This window comes from Cronobacter universalis NCTC 9529 (assembly GCF_001277175.1).
Taxonomy (GTDB): Bacteria; Pseudomonadota; Gammaproteobacteria; order Enterobacterales; family Enterobacteriaceae; genus Cronobacter; species Cronobacter universalis.
Window position 1 is genome coordinate 2,304,536 of the sequence record NZ_CP012257.1, and the last position, 17,366, is coordinate 2,321,901.

Annotated in this window: 13 protein-coding genes; 5 read left to right on the forward strand and 8 right to left on the reverse strand. The window is 60.4% G+C overall.

All coding sequences use genetic code 11. The features are described from left to right. The first annotated feature begins 38 nt into the window (after positions 1-38). Positions 39-695, forward strand: coding sequence for an O-methyltransferase (locus AFK65_RS10650; RefSeq protein ID WP_007698070.1), 657 nt, complete (start codon positions 39-41; stop codon positions 693-695). Positions 696-832: 137 nt separating this feature from the next. Here AFK65_RS10650 and hrpA read toward each other — a convergent pair whose 3' ends face one another. Then, a complete protein-coding gene (hrpA, locus tag AFK65_RS10655; protein ID WP_038857095.1) occupies positions 833-4,738 on the reverse strand; it encodes an ATP-dependent RNA helicase HrpA in 3,906 nt (1,301 codons plus the stop codon). 206 nt (positions 4,739-4,944) lie between these two features. Between hrpA and azoR the strand changes: the two genes are divergently transcribed. Beyond that, positions 4,945-5,550 carry an FMN-dependent NADH-azoreductase gene (azoR, locus tag AFK65_RS10660; protein ID WP_007698079.1) on the forward strand — a complete coding sequence of 202 codons (606 nt, stop codon included), beginning with the start codon at positions 4,945-4,947 and terminating at the stop codon, positions 5,548-5,550. A 60-nt stretch (positions 5,551-5,610) separates the two neighbouring features. Here the strand turns inward: azoR and AFK65_RS10665 are convergent, their stop codons facing one another. The 4 genes from AFK65_RS10665 to AFK65_RS10680 form a co-directional block, all read right to left on the reverse strand. Beyond that, complete coding sequence (locus AFK65_RS10665; protein ID WP_007698080.1) at positions 5,611-5,937, reverse strand: hypothetical protein; 327 nt, start codon at positions 5,935-5,937, stop codon at positions 5,611-5,613. A 79-nt stretch (positions 5,938-6,016) separates the two neighbouring features. Next, entirely contained in the window at positions 6,017-6,337 is a 321-nt protein-coding gene (locus AFK65_RS10670) for a YdbL family protein (RefSeq protein ID WP_007698081.1), read from the reverse strand. 12 nt (positions 6,338-6,349) lie between these two features. Next, on the reverse strand, positions 6,350-6,541 hold the full coding sequence (locus AFK65_RS10675) for a YnbE family lipoprotein (protein WP_007698082.1): 192 nt from the start codon (positions 6,539-6,541) through the stop codon (positions 6,350-6,352). Further along, complete coding sequence (locus tag AFK65_RS10680; protein WP_038857094.1) at positions 6,538-9,180, reverse strand: YdbH family protein; 2,643 nt, start codon at positions 9,178-9,180, stop codon at positions 6,538-6,540. Before AFK65_RS10680 ends, AFK65_RS10675 begins: the two co-directional genes overlap by 4 nt. Before the next feature lie 211 nt (positions 9,181-9,391). On the opposite strand from AFK65_RS10680, the gene AFK65_RS10685 reads away from it, so the two are divergent. After that, complete coding sequence (locus AFK65_RS10685) at positions 9,392-10,381, forward strand: 2-hydroxyacid dehydrogenase (RefSeq protein ID WP_007698084.1); 990 nt, start codon at positions 9,392-9,394, stop codon at positions 10,379-10,381. A 54-nt stretch (positions 10,382-10,435) separates the two neighbouring features. Then, a complete protein-coding gene (gene hslJ / locus AFK65_RS10690) occupies positions 10,436-10,861 on the forward strand; it encodes a heat shock protein HslJ (protein WP_038857092.1) in 426 nt (141 codons plus the stop codon). On the opposite strand, the gene AFK65_RS10695 is transcribed toward hslJ, so the two are convergent. Beyond that, positions 10,862-11,128 (reverse strand): putative hemolysin, encoded by a 267-nt coding sequence (locus AFK65_RS10695; RefSeq protein ID WP_032804641.1) that lies wholly within the window; start codon positions 11,126-11,128, stop codon positions 10,862-10,864. Positions 11,129-11,407: 279 nt separating this feature from the next. On the opposite strand from AFK65_RS10695, the gene nifJ reads away from it, so the two are divergent. Next, positions 11,408-14,929, forward strand: a complete 3,522-nt coding sequence (nifJ, locus tag AFK65_RS10700) for a pyruvate:ferredoxin (flavodoxin) oxidoreductase (protein ID WP_007698093.1) — start codon at positions 11,408-11,410, stop codon at positions 14,927-14,929. A gap of 1 nt (position 14,930) precedes the next feature. On the opposite strand, the gene AFK65_RS10705 is transcribed toward nifJ, so the two are convergent. Continuing rightward, positions 14,931-15,974: a hypothetical protein gene (locus AFK65_RS10705; RefSeq protein ID WP_007698097.1), complete on the reverse strand. Its 1,044-nt coding sequence runs from the start codon at positions 15,972-15,974 to the stop codon at positions 14,931-14,933. A gap of 352 nt (positions 15,975-16,326) precedes the next feature. After that, positions 16,327-17,358: an alcohol dehydrogenase AdhP gene (gene adhP / locus AFK65_RS10710; RefSeq protein WP_038857091.1), complete on the reverse strand. Its 1,032-nt coding sequence runs from the start codon at positions 17,356-17,358 to the stop codon at positions 16,327-16,329. Positions 17,359-17,366: the final 8 nt, after the last annotated feature.

The following is a 17,366-nucleotide window of genomic DNA, read 5'->3' on the forward strand; positions in this document are numbered from 1 at the left end:
TTCATGCGCCTGCACGGCGCTTTCAGGAGAGCGGTTCGATGCAGCAACAATGGAGTGAAGTCGATGAATATCTGGCGCAGGCGCTGATTCCCGCCGATCCGCTGATGGCGCAGGTACTTGAGAACAACCGTCTGGCGGGCCTGCCGCCGCATGACGTCTCGCCCTTGCAGGGGCAATTTCTGGGGCTTTTAGTGATGATGACCGGCGCGAAGCGGGTGCTGGAAATCGGCACGCTCGGCGGTTACAGCACGCTGTGGCTGGCGCGCGCGCTGCCGGAGGACGGGCTGGTGGTGACGCTTGAGGCGAACGCGGAACACGCCGAAGTCGCGGCCGCCAACCTGGCCCTGGCGAGCGTGACGCCGAAGGTGCAGCTGCGCGTGGGGCCTGCGGCGGAGAGTCTGCCGCTGTACGCCGACGAGCCGCCGTTTGATCTGATTTTTATCGATGCCGATAAACCGAATAACCCGCTGTACCTGGAGTGGGCGTTGACGCTTTCACGCACCGGAACGGTGATTGTGGGTGATAACGTGGTGCGCGACGGCGCCGTGACCGATCCGCAGAGCGACGATTTACGCGTGCAGGGCGTGCGAACGTTTATCGAGATGCTCGGCAACCACCCGCGCCTGCGCGCCACCGCGCTGCAAACCGTCGGCAGCAAGGGCTGGGACGGTTTTACGCTGGCGGTGGTGAAGTAATTACGGCCTGGCGGGTGCGGTTTGTTGGGACGGCGGGTGCGCTTACGCTTACCCGCCCTACATATTACGTGCAGGTTATCGCCGGTGTTGTAGGGTGGGTAAGCGAAGCGCACCCACCTTTACCACATAACGCACCCTTACGCCCCGCTCACCTGCTCCATCGCCTGTAACACGCGCTTATCGGATACCGGGTATGGCGTGCCGAGCTGCTGGGCGAAATAACTCACGCGCAGCTCCTCGATCATCCAGCGGATCTCCTGTACGTCGTCGTCATCGCGACGCGCGGGCGGCAGTTTATTGAGCCACTGCTGCCACGCCTGCTGTACGGCTTCCACTTTCAGCATCTGCGCGCGGTCGCGGTGCGGGTCGACGGCCATTTTCTCAAGCCGTTTTTCAATGGCGTTGAGATAACGCAGCGTATCGCCGAGGCGCTTATAACCGTTGCCGGTCACAAAACCGCGGTACACCAGCCCGCTCATCTGGGCTTTGACATCGGACAGGCCGAGCGCCATCGTCATATCCACGCGCCCTTTCAGGCGCTTATTGATGCTAAAGACCGCCGTCAGGATCTGTTCAACCTGTTTTGCGATATCCACCACAGTGTCGTTCAGCTGCGCGCGCACTTTATCGTGAAGCTGCGCAAAGCCCGTTTCGCTCCATACCGGCCCGCCGTTCTCGGCGATAAGCTTATCGACGCCGCAGGAGATGCAGTCGTCAATCAGATCCAGCACCTTGCCGTACGGGTTGAAATAGAGCCCCAGCTTGGCTTTGTTCGGCAGTTTCTCGTGCAGATATTTAATCGGCGACGGAATGTTCAGCAGCAGCAGACGGCGCAGGCCGCGCCACATGGCGTGCTGCTGCTCCTGCGGATTATCGAACAGCCGGATGCCGACGCTCTCTTTCTCATCCACCAGCGCCGGGAACGCTTTCACCTGGTAGCCGCCGCGCTTCTGCTCATAACGCTCAGGCAGCGTGCCGAAGCTCCAGATATGCAGCCCGCTCTGCTCAATGCCGTCATCCGCCACCGCCGAAAGCGTCTCCTGCACTTTCTCTTTCAGCCCCTCTTTCAGCGCGTGGAGATCTTTGCCCTCGCGCAGCTTGCGGCCTTTCTCATCCACCACCCGGAAGGTCATTTTAAGATGATCGGGCACCTGTTCGGCCTGCCACGCCTCGCGGTCAATCGTCACGCCGGTCATGCGGCGCAGTTCGCGCTCCAGCGCGTCCAGCAGCGGCAGCTCCAGCGGCGTAACGCGGCCTAAAAACGCCTCGGCGTAGTTGGGCGCCGGAACGAAATTGCGGCGCACGGGTTTTGGCAGCGATTTAATCAGCGCGATGATGAGTTCGCGGCGCATTCCCGGCACCTGCCATTCGAAGCCCGCGTCTTCCACCTGGTTTAACAGCGGCAGCGGAATATGCACCGTCACGCCGTCGGCGTCGCCGCCCGGCTCAAACTGATACGACAGGCGCAGCTTCAGGTTGCCCTGATGCCAGAAGTTCGGGTAATCAAGCTTGCTGACCTTCTCCGCGCCCTCTTTGATCAACATGCTCTTTTCAAAATTGAGCAGATCCGGCGTCTCGCGGCTCGCCTGCTTCCACCAGCTGTCGAAGTGGCGGGCGGAAATCGCATCTACGCTGATGCGCTGATCGTAAAACTCGAACAGGGTGTCGTCGTCCACCAGAATGTCGCGGCGACGCGATTTATGCTCCAGCTCCTCCACTTCGGCGCGCAGCTTCTGGTTCTCGCGGAAAAAGGCGTGGCGCGTCTGCCAGTCGCCTTCCACCAGCGCATGACGGATAAACAGCTCGCGGGAAAGCGCCGGATCGATCTGGCTGTAGTTGACGCTGCGCGCGGCCACGATCGGCAGGCCGTAGAGCGTCACTTTCTCGCTCGCCATCACGGCGCCCTGCGCGCGCTCCCAGTGCGGCTCGCTGTATGAGCGCTTAATGAGGTGCTGCGCCACCGGCTCGATCCACTCCGGATCGATACGCGCCGCGATGCGGCCCCACAGCCGGCTGGTTTCCACCAGCTCCGCCACCATTGCCCACTTCGGCGGCTTTTTAAATAGCCCCGAGCCCGGGAAAATAGAGAAACGGGCGTTGCGCGCGCCGGTGTATTCCTGTTTATCGGCGTCTTTCATGCCGATGTGCGACAGCAGGCCGGTCAACAGCGCCGTGTGCACCTCGCGGTAGCCCGCCGGTTCGCTGTTTACCGGAATGCCCAGCTCTTTCACCACCTGGCGCAGCTGGGTGTAGATATCCTGCCATTCGCGCACCCGCAGGTAATTAAGGTAATCGGTACGGCACAGACGGCGGAACTGATTGGACGAGAGCGCTTTCTGCTGCTCGCCGAGGTAATTCCACAGGTTCACGAAAGCCAGAAAATCGGACTCTTTATCATGGAAGCGGCGGTGTTTTTCATCCGACGCCTGCTGTTTATCGAGCGGCCGCTCGCGCGGGTCCTGAATCGACAGCGCCGAGGTGATGATCATCGCCTCGCGCACGCAGCCATGCTTTTGCGCCTCAAGCACCATGCGCGCGAGACGCGGGTCCACCGGCAGTTGCGACAGCTGACGGCCCAGCGGCGTCAGTTTATAGACCGACGCCTGCGCGTCGGTGGTGATAGCGCCGAGCTCCTCCAGCAGGCGCACGCCGTCCTGAATGTTGCGCTTATCCGGCGCTTCGACAAACGGGAACGCGGCGATGTCGCCAAGCCCCAGCGCCGTCATTTGCAGAATAACGGACGCCAGGTTAGTGCGCAGGATTTCCGGGTCGGTAAATTCCGGGCGCGAGAGAAAATCGTCTTCCGAATAGAGGCGAATACAGATGCCTTCCGAGACGCGCCCGCAGCGGCCTTTACGCTGGTTGGCGGACGCCTGCGACACCGGCTCGATCGGCAGACGCTGCACTTTGGTGCGGTAGCTGTAGCGGCTGATACGCGCCGTACCGGGGTCTATCACATATTTAATGCCCGGCACGGTCAGCGAGGTTTCCGCCACGTTGGTCGCCAGCACAATGCGTCGCCCGGAATGCGACTGAAAGACGCGGTTCTGCTCGCTGTTTGAGAGCCGCGCATAGAGCGGCAGCACCTCGGTGTGCGGCAGGTTGAGCTTCATCAGGCCGTCGGCGGTGTCGCGGATTTCGCGCTCGCCGCTCATAAAGATCAGGATATCGCCCGGCCCTTCGCGGCCAAGCTCCTCCACGGCATCGAAAATCGCCTGCAGCTGATCGCGCTCGGTGTCGTCTGCTTCTTCCACAATCGGCCGGTAGCGCACCTCAACCGGATACGTACGGCCAGAGACTTCGATAATCGGCGCATTATTAAAGTGGCGCGAGAAACGCTCAGGATCGATGGTCGCCGAGGTAATAATGATTTTCAGATCCGGGCGCTTTGGCAGCAGTTCGCGCAGGTAGCCCAGCAGAAAATCGATGTTCAGGCTGCGCTCGTGCGCCTCATCGATAATGATGGTGTCGTACTGCATCAGCAGACGGTCCTGCTGGATCTCCGCCAGCAGGATCCCGTCGGTCATCAGCTTGACCATGGTGTTGTCGCTGACGTGATCGCTAAAGCGAACTTTATAACCGACGCAACCGCCCGGCTCGGTTTGCAGTTCTTCGGCGATGCGGTTCGCGACGGTACGCGCCGCGAGGCGACGCGGCTGGGTGTGGCCGATAAGCCCTTTTACCCCGCGCCCCAGCTCCATACAGATTTTCGGCAGCTGGGTCGTTTTCCCGGAGCCGGTCTCCCCCGCCACGATCACCACCTGGTGGTCGCGCACGGCGTTGAGAATATCCTGTTTCTTCTGGCTGACCGGCAGGTTTTCCGGATACGTAATGGCCGGGCGCGCCGCTTCGCGCAGCAGGACTTTCCCTGCCGCCTCGCTCATCTCCTGAGAGAGCTGTTCGAAAAGCGCCTGCTGAGATTCAGTATTTTTAATCTTTTTAGCCCCGTGGAGGCGACGGGCGAAGCGGCTTTTATCGCGCAGCATCAGCGAGTCGAGACGTGCCATCAGGGCGGAAAGGGTAATATTTTGTTTTTCCATCATTGCGTTATACGGCCTGTGCGCGGCCCGTTAATTCTAAAAGTTTCGTTAAGCGTAGAGTACCACACCGCTTTCTGGCGTGCCTTGTTCAAAAATTTAGAACATAGAATTCGATATATTGCGCTATCACTGTAATCGGTTTGTGAATAGAGTTGTCGACAAGCAACGGGGGCAACCGCCCTGACAACCAAATCAAAAAGGAACATCCCATGAGCAAAGTACTCGTTCTGAAGTCCAGTATTCTGGCAGGTTACTCCCAGTCCAACCAGCTTTCCGACTATTTCGTGGAACAGTGGCGTGAAAAGCACAGCGCGGATGAAATCACCGTGCGTGACCTGGCGGCGAACCCGGTGCCGGTACTGGATGGCGAGCTGGTCGGCGCCCTGCGTCCGTCAGACGCGCCGCTGACCCCGCGTCAGCAGGACGCGCTGTCGCTCTCTGATGAACTGATTGCTGAGCTGCAGGCGCACGACGTGATTGTTATTGCGGCGCCGATGTACAATTTCAACATCCCGACCCAGCTGAAAAACTACTTTGACCTGGTGGCCCGCGCTGGCGTGACGTTCCGCTACACCGAGAAAGGCCCGGAAGGTCTGGTGACCGGCAAGCGCGCTATCGTGCTGACCACTCGCGGCGGCATCCATAAAGATACCCCGACCGATCTGGTGACCCCGTACCTCTCCCTGTTCCTGGGCTTTATCGGCATCACCGACGTGAACTTCGTGTTTGCCGAAGGCGTGGCCTACGGCCCGGAAATGGCGACCAAGGCGCAGAGCGACGCCAAAGCCGCTATCGACGCGCTGGCCTCTGCGTAATCAGACGGCCAGATGAAAAAACCGCCCTCCGGGGCGGTTTTTTTATGGGCGAAAGCGGCGTTACGCCACGACCCACGGCGTTTCATCGAGCGCGAACACCAGCGTGTTGTCGCGCACCTGGTAGGGAATGGTGTAGGTTCGCGGATCGTGTATATCGCGATCCCCGCAGGGCTCGAAATAGTGCACCAGACAGCGGAACGTAAACGTGCGGTCGGTAATGTCGGTTATCTCGAACGATTCCGGCTGATAGGCGTAGCGGATATCGTCCGGGTGCTCGGACATCACCAGATGTTTAAACAGCCCCGCGTTGGCGCGCAGCACCTGCGCGATAGCCGGTAACGATGACGCCTGCTCGCCGTCCAGCGGCAGAGTATATTCGGTTGCCATAAGGTTTCTCCTGTAAAAACGTTTCCCGAGCCTGACACAGGCGCGCAGCCTCGTCTGTTACCCGTGGGGGGTAGCGGTGTTATTTTTTCATCCACCGGCCATTGATGCCGCGCACGTACTCGCCGGGTTTGCTGCGCGCCACCAGCTTCTGTCCCGCCATTTTCGCCACCTCATCGACCGGCAATCCGTTCTGTTGCGCCACCTCGCGGTAGCTTGCGGCGCGCGCCTGGTTAATGCGCGCCACCAGCGTCGCCGTTTCCGCATCCTGCGCCACGGGCGCGAGATAGCCGGTGAGCGTCTCGCCCACCCGCCCCTGCGCGCGGGCTTCTTCCAGCGTCAGCGCATAACTGGCGGGGCTTGCCAGCAGCAGCGCCAGCGTCACGATCAGAAGGCTTCTCATTGGCTCGCCTCCTCAGAAGAGATCGCTGCGGCTTTGCAGCAACGCTTCGACGTCTTTATCCACTTTGATATGGATATCGTGTTCGATTTTAACGTTCATATTAATGGTAATCGGCTCTTTCGGCGCCGCCACCTCAATGCGCGGCGTACAGCCGCACAGCGCCAGAGTGATAACGCCCGCCATCAGCGTGATTACGGTTTTCATGGTTGTTCCTCGCAGGTCTTCCCTGACGTTGCCTTGCACCGCGCGGCGGGGAGCGTCGCGTGATGTTCAAGCCAGGACTGTAAATTGTCGCCGAAACGTAAACTGCGCCACAGCGTGAAAAGGTTTTCCTGATGCTGATAGTTAAGCCGCACGCCGCTGGTTTTGCCGTCAACGTGGCTTTCGCCCTGGAATTCCGATCGCATGCGCAACACGCCGAGATTATCGACGTCCAGCCGCGTCCAGGAGCGGGAGATTTCCATATAGCGCAGCCAGTTGACCGCCGCCGCGGCTGCCGCGTTATCCCGCGCCATCGCGTCCGCCATCTCTTTATCGACGCGCAGCGTCAGCGGGCCGGGGCTGGTGAGCCAGCCGTCATGCACAATCCACTGCGGGTTATCGAGCCACAGCGGCAGCGCGCCGTTAATGGCACCGGAGAGCGCCACCTGTTTGACGTTGGTCGCGGTGATCAGTTCGCTCGACGAGATATTTTCCAGACGCAGCAGCGCGGCCGTGTGCTGCGGCAGGCGCAACTGCTGCATGCGGATTTTGCCGCCGAGCAGCGACGCGCTGACGTCGCTTAACACCAGCGGATGCGCCTCGCTCCACGGGTAGCTGCCCTGGAGCGACGCCGTGATATCACGCGCCGGCACCTGGCTTTGGATCTCCGCGATATTCAGGCGCACCGGACCGCGCGTGCCAAACTGCCAGGTCGAATCGCGAAAGCGGAACGGCAGCACAAAGTCCACGCCGTTAAACTGATTGTCTTTGATCCAGGCGCTGCCCTGTTTCACCACGCCGTGGCCGCCCGCCTCGAAACCCTGGCCTGCGGCGGCGGAGAACGCCACCTGCGCGTAAAAACCGCCGTCGCGCAGCAGCAGTTTCCAGTCCGGCGGCAGCAGCGGCTGGAAAACCGCAAGCGGCTGCGGCGACCACCAGGCCTGACCGCGCAGCCGTTCGCCGTCCCAGCGGCCATTGACGCGCACCGGGCCTATCTCGCCCGCGCGCAGATCGCCTTTAAACTGAAACGCGCTCGGGTCACGCCCCTGGACGCTGAAATTGAGCGTCGACGGCGGCAGGCTGGCGCCGCTGGTAAAGCGCGTGGCTCCGGCATCCAGCTTCAGCGCGCCTTCCAGCGCCTGCGCGGCGCCGCCACGCGCCCAGCGCACCGGCGTGCTGAGCGCCAGTTGCGGGCGCTCGACCGTCATGCTGCCGTACTGCCACTGGTCGAAACGCGTGTTGAGCTCGCTGAGGGTGATAACGTCGTCGCGCCACTCGCCGCGCCCGCCGACAGACCAGCGCGACCGCATCGGTTCAAAGGTGCCGTTGCCCCAGTAGCGCCAGCGCCACAGTCCCGCATCGGGCAGAAAATCATCGGCGCGGCCATCAAGATGCAGCAGCATATCGCCCTGGCCGGGCTCGCTGGCGCGCGCAATCGCCTGCAAACGCCCGTCGATGCCCTTTTCCGTCACCGTGACGCCCGCGAGCGGCCAGCGGATCTCTTCAATATTCAGCGCATCAATCACTCGCCCGCGCGAGCGCAGCAGCGCGCCTGGCATAAAATGCAGTTCCGGCGACAGCAGCGGCCCGCGCAGCATGGCGGGGAGGCTGGCGTAAAAGGCCAGCGCGTCCTGTTTAGCCTCGCCGGTAATGCGCAGCGGCATCGCGCTCTCGCGCAGGCTCAGGGCGCCGGGGCCGAAAGTCAGCACCGCGTTGCCCTTCCCGGCATTCCCCTGCGTCACCACATTCATGCGCCCGCTGACGCGCGCCGCGTCCAGCCCGCCGCGCCAGTTTTCCACGCGCAATGCCGCGCGCCCGCTCAGCGGAAAGCCCTGGTACGGCCAGCGCCAGCGTCCGTCGCTGAAGGCGAACGAATTGTGGCCCGCGAGCCACGGAAGATCGAGCAGCGGATCGGGATCGTCCTGCGCGAAGACCAGCAACTGCCCTTCGCCGCCGCGCCACGTTACCTCAGCGCGAGCGTTATACGGCGCCTGGGGGAGTGAAAACCGCGCCTGCGCCTCGCCTTTGGTCGGAATGCCGTCCGGCATCAGCGCGAGCGTGAAATCGCCAAGCAGCGACACCGGCGGCTGGCCGTCAAAGAGAGACAAACGTAGCTGCTCAATCTTCAGCGCCTGCCCTTCGAGACGGGCGGACACCGCCAGTTTGTCGCCGGTAAACGTGATGACCTGCGCCTGCGGACTCAGGCTCGCCCTTAGCGCGCCGTCATAATCCGGCAGGTCGGCGAGTTTAAGACGCGCTATCTCCACCTCGCTTTCCGGCAGCATCGCCTGCCACTGCGCGAGCGTGCGCGGCGCGCCGGGCGCAGGGTCGTCAGGTATGGCGCTGAAGCAGCCGGTGTTGAGCGTGAGCGCGCCAAGATGCAGCCGCCAGCGCGTCGGGTGGCTTAGCACGACATTTTGGGCGTGGGCGAGTTCGCAATCGCCCGCGAAATAACGCAGTTCCGGCAGCACAAGAGCGGAGCGGGTCAGGCGCGGGCGCTGCTCCAGCGCAATGCGCGTACCCTGCGGCAGCCAGACGCCCGCAAGCGTCGGCAGCCAGTAGCCCGCGGTTAAGAGCAGCGCCAGAGGAAGCAGCACAACCAGAAGTAATAAAGCGATGACGGCTCTGTATTTACCCTTCATGGGCCGTTAATATCCTGATTCAGCGAGAAATTATGCCGAAGAAAGCCGTTATTCTGACAGCTTTGCCGGACGAGGTGAAGCCAGGGCGGCTCTGAAAGCATAGTTGACCTAGAATTAGAGGTAAGCAGCTGTTCGACAATTAATTTTTAATCTTTGTACGATATTTTTAATTATGCTAACGTGATCACAGAAAATCACTGGAGAAAGTCTTATGAAACTGGCGGTTTATAGCACAAAGCAGTACGACAAAAAGTATTTGCAGCATGTTAACCAGGAATATGGCTTCGATCTTGAATTTTATGACTTCCTGTTAACCGAGCGCACGGCGAAAACCGCCATTCACTGCGACGGCGTCTGTATTTTCGTGAATGACGACGCCAGCCGCCCGGTGCTGGAAGAGCTGAAAAAGCATGGCGTGAAGTTTATCGCGCTGCGCTGCGCGGGCTTTAATAACGTCGACCTCGACGCGGCGAAAGAGCTGGGGCTGAAAGTCGTGCGCGTTCCGGCTTACTCGCCGGAAGCCGTGGCCGAACACGCGGTGGGCATGATGATGTGCCTCAACCGCCGCATTCACCGCGCGTATCAGCGGACCCGCGACGCTAACTTTAACCTCGAAGGGCTGACGGGTTTTACGATGTACGGCAAAACCGCGGGCGTTATCGGCACCGGTAAAATCGGCGTCGCGGCGCTGCGCATTCTGAAAGGCTTCGGGATGCGCCTGCTGGCGTTCGATCCGTACCCGAGCGCCGCCGCGCTGGAGCTTGGCGTTGAATATGTCGACCTGCCGACCCTGCTGGCGGAATCGGATGTCATCAGCCTTCACTGCCCGCTGACGCCGGAAAACTACCATCTGCTCAACCAGAGCGCGTTCGAGCAGATGAAAGATGGCGTGATGATCATCAACACCAGTCGCGGCGCCCTGATCGATTCCCAGGCGGCGATTGAAGCGCTTAAACGCCAGAAAATCGGCGCGCTGGGCATGGACGTGTATGAGAACGAACGCGATCTGTTCTTTGAAGATAAATCCAACGACGTGATTCAGGATGATGTGTTCCGCCGTCTTTCCGCCTGCCACAACGTGCTGTTCACCGGCCACCAGGCGTTCCTGACGGAAGAGGCGCTCATCAGCATTTCTGAAACCACGCTTGGCAATCTGCGCCAGCTGGAACAAGGCCAGCCCTGCCCTAACGAACTGGTGTGACACCGCCGACGCGCCGCCTGGCGCGTCGCGTTTTTTTACCTCCGGGAGACGCTCATGAAAAAAACCCTTTTCACCTTACTGGCGGGCATGACCCTCGCCGGCTGCCAGAACGCCGCGCAGAACGCGCACGTCACGCCCGACGCGCTGCAACACCACCGCTATGTGCTGCAAACGGTGAACGGCGCGCCGCTTGATGCCACGCGCCGCGTGCCGGAGCTGAGTTTTGGCGAGCGTATGCATGTCTCCGGCAGCATGTGTAACCGTTTTATGGGTCAGGGCGAACTGCATGGCGATACGCTGAAGGTGCAGGGGCTTGCGTCAACGCGCATGTTATGCGCCGAGCCGCAGCTCAATGAACTGGATAAGCTGATTAATGAGATGCTAAGCCAGGGGGCGACGGTGAGCGTGGAGAAACAGCAGCTCACCCTGAAATACCGCCAGTACAGTCTGGTTTATAAACTGGCGGATCTGGTGCAGTAATCAGTACGCGGCGCAGGCGCCGGAAGCGAGCGCCGCTTCGCTGCAACGTTTGCCGTTGGGCAGCGCGCACATGCCGGTAGACGTGCCGTCAAGCTGGCGCGCGACCGACAGCGAGCCCCCGACCATCGCGCAGTTCGCCTGCCCTGCGCTCGACATCGCAGCCCGCATTCCCGGCGGCACATGGGCCGCGGTGGCCTGCTGAACGGGTTCGCTGCTGCATGCCGATAATAGTAACGCGGCACATCCTACCCAAAACGCTGCTCGCATGTTTCTCCCCTTTCGTTGACAAGCAAAACCTGAGCATCATAGGCCGCCCGACGCGGCGCGTCGAGATTCCCGCTGCTGCTTTTTTGGACGAAGACACATTTTTTCGCGCTTTTCGGTCTCTTTCTCTTGATCCTGCGCATGAAATGATTCACCTCGCGAATAGTCAGTACACAAAAACGAAAATCCCGGCACCGGGGGTTTGCTAGAATTCCCTTATTACTACAGGGGTCTGTTACGCCAGCGCAGACCTCATAATGTGGCGCAATGTAAGGGTCTTATATGATTACTATCGACGGCAACGGCGCAGTCGCGTCAGTCGCGTTTCGCACCAGTGAAGTTATCGCCATTTATCCCATCACGCCGAGCTCCACGATGGCGGAGCAGGCCGACGCCTGGGCCGGCAACGGGATGAAAAACGTCTGGGGCGACGTCCCGCGCGTGATCGAGATGCAGTCCGAGGCGGGCGCTATCGCCGCCGTCCACGGCGCGCTCCAGACCGGCGCCCTCTCCACCTCGTTTACGTCCTCCCAGGGCCTGCTGCTGATGATCCCGACGCTCTATAAGCTCGCGGGTCAGCTGACGCCCTTTGTGCTGCACGTCGCGGCGCGTACCGTCGCCACCCATGCGCTGTCGATTTTCGGCGATCATTCAGACGTCATGGCCGTGCGCCAGACCGGCTGCGCGATGCTGTGCGCCGCCAGCGTTCAGGAGGCGCAGGATTTCGCGCTGATTTCCCATATCGCCACGCTGAAAAGCCGCGTGCCGTTTATTCATTTCTTCGATGGTTTTCGCACCTCGCATGAAATCAACAAAATCGCGCCGCTCGCCGATGACACCATCCGCGCTCTGCTGCCGCAGGCGGAGATAGACGCCCACCGCGCCCGCGCGCTCAACCCGGAACACCCGGTAATTCGCGGCACCTCCGCCAACCCGGATTCGTATTTCCAGTCCCGCGAGGCGACCAACCCCTGGTATAACGCGGTCTATGACCATGTCGAACAGGCGATGAACGACTTCGCCGCCGCCACCGGCCGCCAGTACCGGCCGTTTGAGTATTACGGCCATCCGGAAGCCGAACGGGTGATTATCCTGATGGGCTCCGCCAGCGGCACCTGCGAAGAGGTGGTGGATGAACTGCTCACCCGCGGCGAGAAAGTGGGCGTGCTGAAAGTGCGCCTGTTCCGCCCGTTCAGCGCGCGTCACCTGCTGGCGGCGCTGCCGCAGAGCGTGCAGCGCGTCGCGGTGCTCGATCGCACCAAAGAGCCAGGCGCGCAGGCGGAGCCGCTTTATCTGGATGTGATGACCGCGCTGGCGGAAGCTTTTAACAACGGCGAGCGCGACAGCCTGCCGCGCGTCATCGGCGGGCGCTACGGGCTCTCTTCTAAAGAGTTCGGCCCTGACTGCGTGCTGGCGGTGTTTAATGAACTGCGCGCGGAAAAGCCGAAGCCGCGCTTTACCGTCGGCATTTACGACGACGTGACGCATCTCTCCCTGCCGCTGCCGGAGAATACGCTGCCCTCTCACGCGCGCCTGGAAGCGCTGTTTTACGGGCTTGGCAGTGACGGCAGCGTCTCAGCCACCAAGAACAACATTAAAATTATCGGTAACGCGACGCCGTGGTACGCCCAGGGCTATTTCGTTTACGACTCCAAAAAGGCGGGCGGCCTGACCGTTTCCCACCTGCGCGTCAGCGAGCGGCCCATTAACGCCGCGTATCTGGTGAGCCAGGCGGATTTCGTCGGCTGTCATCAGTTGCAGTTTATCGATAAATACCCGATGGCCGAACGCCTGAAACCTGGCGGCATTTTCCTCATCAACACCCCCTACGCGCCGGACGAGGTCTGGCACCGTCTGCCGCAGGAAGTCCAGGCGGTGCTGAATAACAAAAACGCGCGCGTCTTTGTGGTCAACGCCGCGAAGATCGCCCGCGAATGCCAGCTCGGCGCGCGTATCAACACCGTGATGCAGATGGCGTTTTTCCATCTGACCCAGATCCTGCCGGGCGACCGCGCGCTGGAGGCGCTCCAGGGCGCTATCGCCAAAAGCTACAGCAGCAAAGGCCAGGAGCTGGTGGAGCGCAACTGGCAGGCGCTGGCGCTGGCCCGCGAATCGCTCTTCGAAGTGGCGCGCCAGCCGGTGGATGAAACCAGCCATCTGCGCCCGCCGGTGGTCTCCGACGCCGCGCCCGATTTTGTCAAAACGGTGACCGCCGCGATGCTGGCAGGGCTTGGCGACGCGCTGCCGGTCTCCGCGCTGCCGCCGGACGGCACATGGCCGCTCGGCACCACCCGGTGGGAGAAACGCAATATCGCGGAAGCGATCCCCATCTGGAAAGAGGAGCTTTGCACCCAGTGTAACCACTGCGTCGCCGCCTGTCCGCACTCGGCGATCCGCGCCAAAGTGGTGGCGCCGGACGCCCTCGCCGACGCGCCCGCCTCGCTCGCCGCGCTGGATGTGAAATCCCGCGACATGCGCGGCCAGAAATATGTGCTCCAGGTGGCCCCGGAAGACTGCACCGGCTGTAACCTGTGCGTCGAGGTCTGCCCGGCGAAAGACCGCCAGAACCCGGAGATCAAGGCGATTAATATGATGTCGCGACTGGAGCATGTGGAGGAAGAGAAACGCAACTACGACTTCTTCCTGAACCTGCCGGAGATCGACCGCAGCACGCTGGAGCGTATCGACATTCGCACCTCGCAGCTCATCACGCCGCTGTTTGAATACTCCGGCGCGTGCTCAGGCTGTGGGGAGACGCCCTACATCAAGCTGCTGACCCAGCTTTACGGCGACCGACTGCTGATTGCCAACGCCACCGGCTGCTCGTCGATTTATGGCGGCAATCTGCCCTCGACGCCGTATACCACCGACGCCAATGGCCGCGGTCCGGCGTGGGCGAACTCGCTGTTTGAGGATAACGCGGAGTTCGGCCTCGGCTTTCGCTTAACGGTCGATCAGCATAAGGCGCGCGTGCAGCGCCTGCTCACACAGTTTGCCGATAAACTCACGCCCGCGCTGTTTGATGCGCTGCAAACTGACGCCACGCCGGACGTGCGTCGCGAACAGGTCGCGGAACTGCGCCAGCAGTTACAGGGCGTGGAAGGCGCGCAGGAGTTGCTCACCGACGCCGACGCGCTGGTGGAAAAATCCATCTGGTTGATTGGCGGCGACGGCTGGGCATATGACATCGGTTTTGGCGGCCTCGATCATGTGCTGAGCCTCACCGAGAACGTCAATATTCTGGTGCTCGATACGCAGTGCTATTCCAACACCGGCGGCCAGGCGTCGAAGGCCACGCCGCTCGGCGCGGTGACGAAATTCGGCGAGCACGGCAAACGCAAAGCGCGCAAAGATCTCGGCGTGAGCATGATGATGTACGGGCATGTGTATGTGGCGCAGATTTCGCTGGGCGCGCAGCTTAACCAGACGGTGAAAGCGATTCAGGAGGCGGAAGCCTACCCCGGCCCGTCGCTGATTATCGCCTACAGCCCCTGCGAGGAGCACGGCTACGATCTGGCGCTGAGCCACGATCAGATGCGCCAGCTCACCGCGACGGGCTTCTGGCCGCTTTATCGCTTCGACCCGCGTCGCGCCGATGAAGGCAAGCTGCCGCTGGCGCTCGATTCCCGCCCGCCGTCAGACGCGCTGGCGGAAACCCTGCTCGCCGAGCAGCGCTTCCGTCGCCTCAACGCGCAGCAGCCGGAGGTGGCTGAACAGCTCTGGAAAGACGCCGCCGCCGATCTGCAAAAACGCTACGACTTCCTGGCGCAGCTCGCGGGCAAAGCAGAGAAAGTCAGCGAGTAATTTAGCGCTTATCGTTATCGCCCCTGTTTTTTGCAGGGGCGTTTGCACCCAGCTCTTCGCGGCTTAATACCCGATACCAGGTAAATTTATCGCCGGTCGTGCACTTCACCGCCACGCCGTGTAAATCCCCGTCTTTCAGGAAAAACCCGCGGTACTGATTTTCACCCACCGCTAAATAACGCGCCTTTTCACCGAGATCATAAATCGTCTGGTAGCGATCGCCGCAACGAAACGTAGTACGGGTATCAAACTGATAAAAGGAATTTAATAACGCGCCGCCCAGCGTGCGGGTATTGGCCATAATAAGACCCGATAAAATGCAGGTGAATACCACAACAAATATATACTGACTGTCCATGGAGAGTTTGGCCCGTTTCTTGCGATTTTTCAGGTTCGCCTCCATCACGCCTGCAATCACAATCACAATTAAATAGGCAATATTCACCACGATCAATGCCGCCAGAAATAACGTCATTGACCAGGTGGTATACGGGAGCTGCGCTGCAGAAATATCCCACGATTCAAGCAAAATGCCGCTGGCGATCATTCTGGCAAGAAACAACACCAGCGCCAGCAGCAGGGTCAGTGCTTTGTTCAGTAGCGATGCAGCAAGCGGGGAGAGGACCGAAAGACAAAACAGATAAGACAGGAGCAGGCTGAACACGCCGAAAAAGCAAGAAGCAGCCACCAGAGACCAGACGATAATGCCAGGTGCGTGCGCGACCGCCAGTAAAAAGCTTAAAGAGATTGAAAGCATGGCGGTGCGAGACAGCGCTACCGAGGCTTTCACTTTACTGTTTTGCTTGCGCGGCAGAAAACACTTCAGACGTTTGCGCTCCTGAGTATGAAACGCCACACGTCCGTTATATTCGATAACATACGCACACACCCACAGCATATTAAACCAGATAGCCGCGCCGATAAGCGACGGGTCATGGGTTTTATTCGCCACGGCCAGAAGAAAAAGCGTAATGACCCAGTTAATACACCAGAAGAGAATAAGCGCGGGCATCTGCCACGGTAGTTTATGCAATAAGCCGAACATGACCTTTCCTTAAGTCAGAAAACCCCACACCTTAATGAGAAATATTTTTACCTGCAACCTGACCATAAAGGTGTAATGACGCAACGTGATTATTTATGAAAGCGTCGCCACAGATGTTGCCCCTCAGAATTAAGGGCATACCGCCAGGTATAATCTGAAGTTGGAATTCGCTATACTCCGCCGCCTGCCTGTAAGGGCTTCACGTAAACCCGAGGAACTGAGATGCATACTTTAGGGATGATTATTGGCGCGTTGCTGGTGGTTTTTATTGTTATGGCTGTCAAAAAGCGTAAGCGTTAATACCTCAGCATTACTGGAAACAAAAAGCGCCGCCTCCCTGCGGCGCTGATTTTTACAGCGACATATCCACCACGATGCGGCCGGTAATTTTCCCGTTACGCATACGATCGAAAATATCGTTGATATTCTCCAGCGGCTCGACCGCAATTTCCGCCGCCACTTTGTTATGCCCGGCGAAATCGAGCGCCTCCTGCAGATCCTTACGCGTACCGACAATCGAGCCGCGCACCGTGGTGCCGTCCAGCACCATATCGAAGATAGAGAGATCGAATTTCCCCGGCGGCAGACCGTTGAGCACCATCGTGCCGCCGCGGCGCATCATGGTGGTCGCCTGGGCGAACGCTTTCGGCGACACCGCCGTCACCAGCACGCCGTGCGCGCCGCCGAAGGTCTCATGGAAATAGCTGCCCGGATCGACTTCCAGCGCGTTGGCCGTCACCTGCGCGCCAAGGCGTTTCGCAAAGTCCAGCTTATCCTTGTCGATATCCACCGCGGCCACGTTCAGCCCCATCGCGTTGGCGTACTGAATCGCCAGATGCCCTAACCCGCCGATGCCGGAAATCACCACCCAGTCGCCCGGTTTGGTGTCGGTCATTTTCAGCCCTTTATAGACCGTGACGCCCGCGCAGAGGATCGGCGCGATACTGGTGAACTCGACATTATCCGGCAAGATGCCGACGTAATTGGCGTCCGCCAGACAGTAGTCGGCAAAGGTGCCGTTGACCGAATACCCGGAATTTTGCTGGCCGTGGCAGAGCGTTTCCCATCCCGCAAGGCAATGCTCGCAGTGGCCGCAGGCGGAGTAGAGCCACGGCACGCCCACGCGATCGCCCTCTTTAATGTGCGTCACGCCCTGGCCGACCGCCACGACGTGGCCCACGCCTTCATGGCCCGGAATAAACGGCGGGTTCGGTTTCACCGGCCAGTCGCCTTCCGCCGCGTGTAAATCGGTATGGCAGACGCCGGTCGCGGCGATTTTCACCAGTACTTTACCCGGCGTTACTTCCGGCACCAGCACTTCCTGGATCTCCAGCGGCTGCCCGAAGGCTTTTACCACTGCCGCTTTCATTTTCATCACTTTCATCAGTCACC

Excerpts from the sequence above, each read along its gene's own strand:
- AFK65_RS10650 (WP_007698070.1), top strand. The coding sequence starts at position 39 with ATGCAGCAACAATGGAGTGAAGTCGATGAATATCTGGCGCAGGCGCTG.
- hrpA (WP_038857095.1), bottom strand. The coding sequence starts at position 4,738 with ATGATGGAAAAACAAAATATTACCCTTTCCGCCCTGATGGCACGTCTC.
- azoR (WP_007698079.1), top strand. The coding sequence starts at position 4,945 with ATGAGCAAAGTACTCGTTCTGAAGTCCAGTATTCTGGCAGGTTACTCC.
- AFK65_RS10665 (WP_007698080.1), bottom strand. The coding sequence starts at position 5,937 with ATGGCAACCGAATATACTCTGCCGCTGGACGGCGAGCAGGCGTCATCG.
- AFK65_RS10670 (WP_007698081.1), bottom strand. The coding sequence starts at position 6,337 with ATGAGAAGCCTTCTGATCGTGACGCTGGCGCTGCTGCTGGCAAGCCCC.
- AFK65_RS10675 (WP_007698082.1), bottom strand. The coding sequence starts at position 6,541 with ATGAAAACCGTAATCACGCTGATGGCGGGCGTTATCACTCTGGCGCTG.
- AFK65_RS10680 (WP_038857094.1), bottom strand. The coding sequence starts at position 9,180 with ATGAAGGGTAAATACAGAGCCGTCATCGCTTTATTACTTCTGGTTGTG.
- AFK65_RS10685 (WP_007698084.1), top strand. The coding sequence starts at position 9,392 with ATGAAACTGGCGGTTTATAGCACAAAGCAGTACGACAAAAAGTATTTG.
- hslJ (WP_038857092.1), top strand. The coding sequence starts at position 10,436 with ATGAAAAAAACCCTTTTCACCTTACTGGCGGGCATGACCCTCGCCGGC.
- AFK65_RS10695 (WP_032804641.1), bottom strand. The coding sequence starts at position 11,128 with ATGCGAGCAGCGTTTTGGGTAGGATGTGCCGCGTTACTATTATCGGCA.
- nifJ (WP_007698093.1), top strand. The coding sequence starts at position 11,408 with ATGATTACTATCGACGGCAACGGCGCAGTCGCGTCAGTCGCGTTTCGC.
- AFK65_RS10705 (WP_007698097.1), bottom strand. The coding sequence starts at position 15,974 with ATGTTCGGCTTATTGCATAAACTACCGTGGCAGATGCCCGCGCTTATT.
- adhP (WP_038857091.1), bottom strand. The coding sequence starts at position 17,358 with ATGAAAGTGATGAAAATGAAAGCGGCAGTGGTAAAAGCCTTCGGGCAG.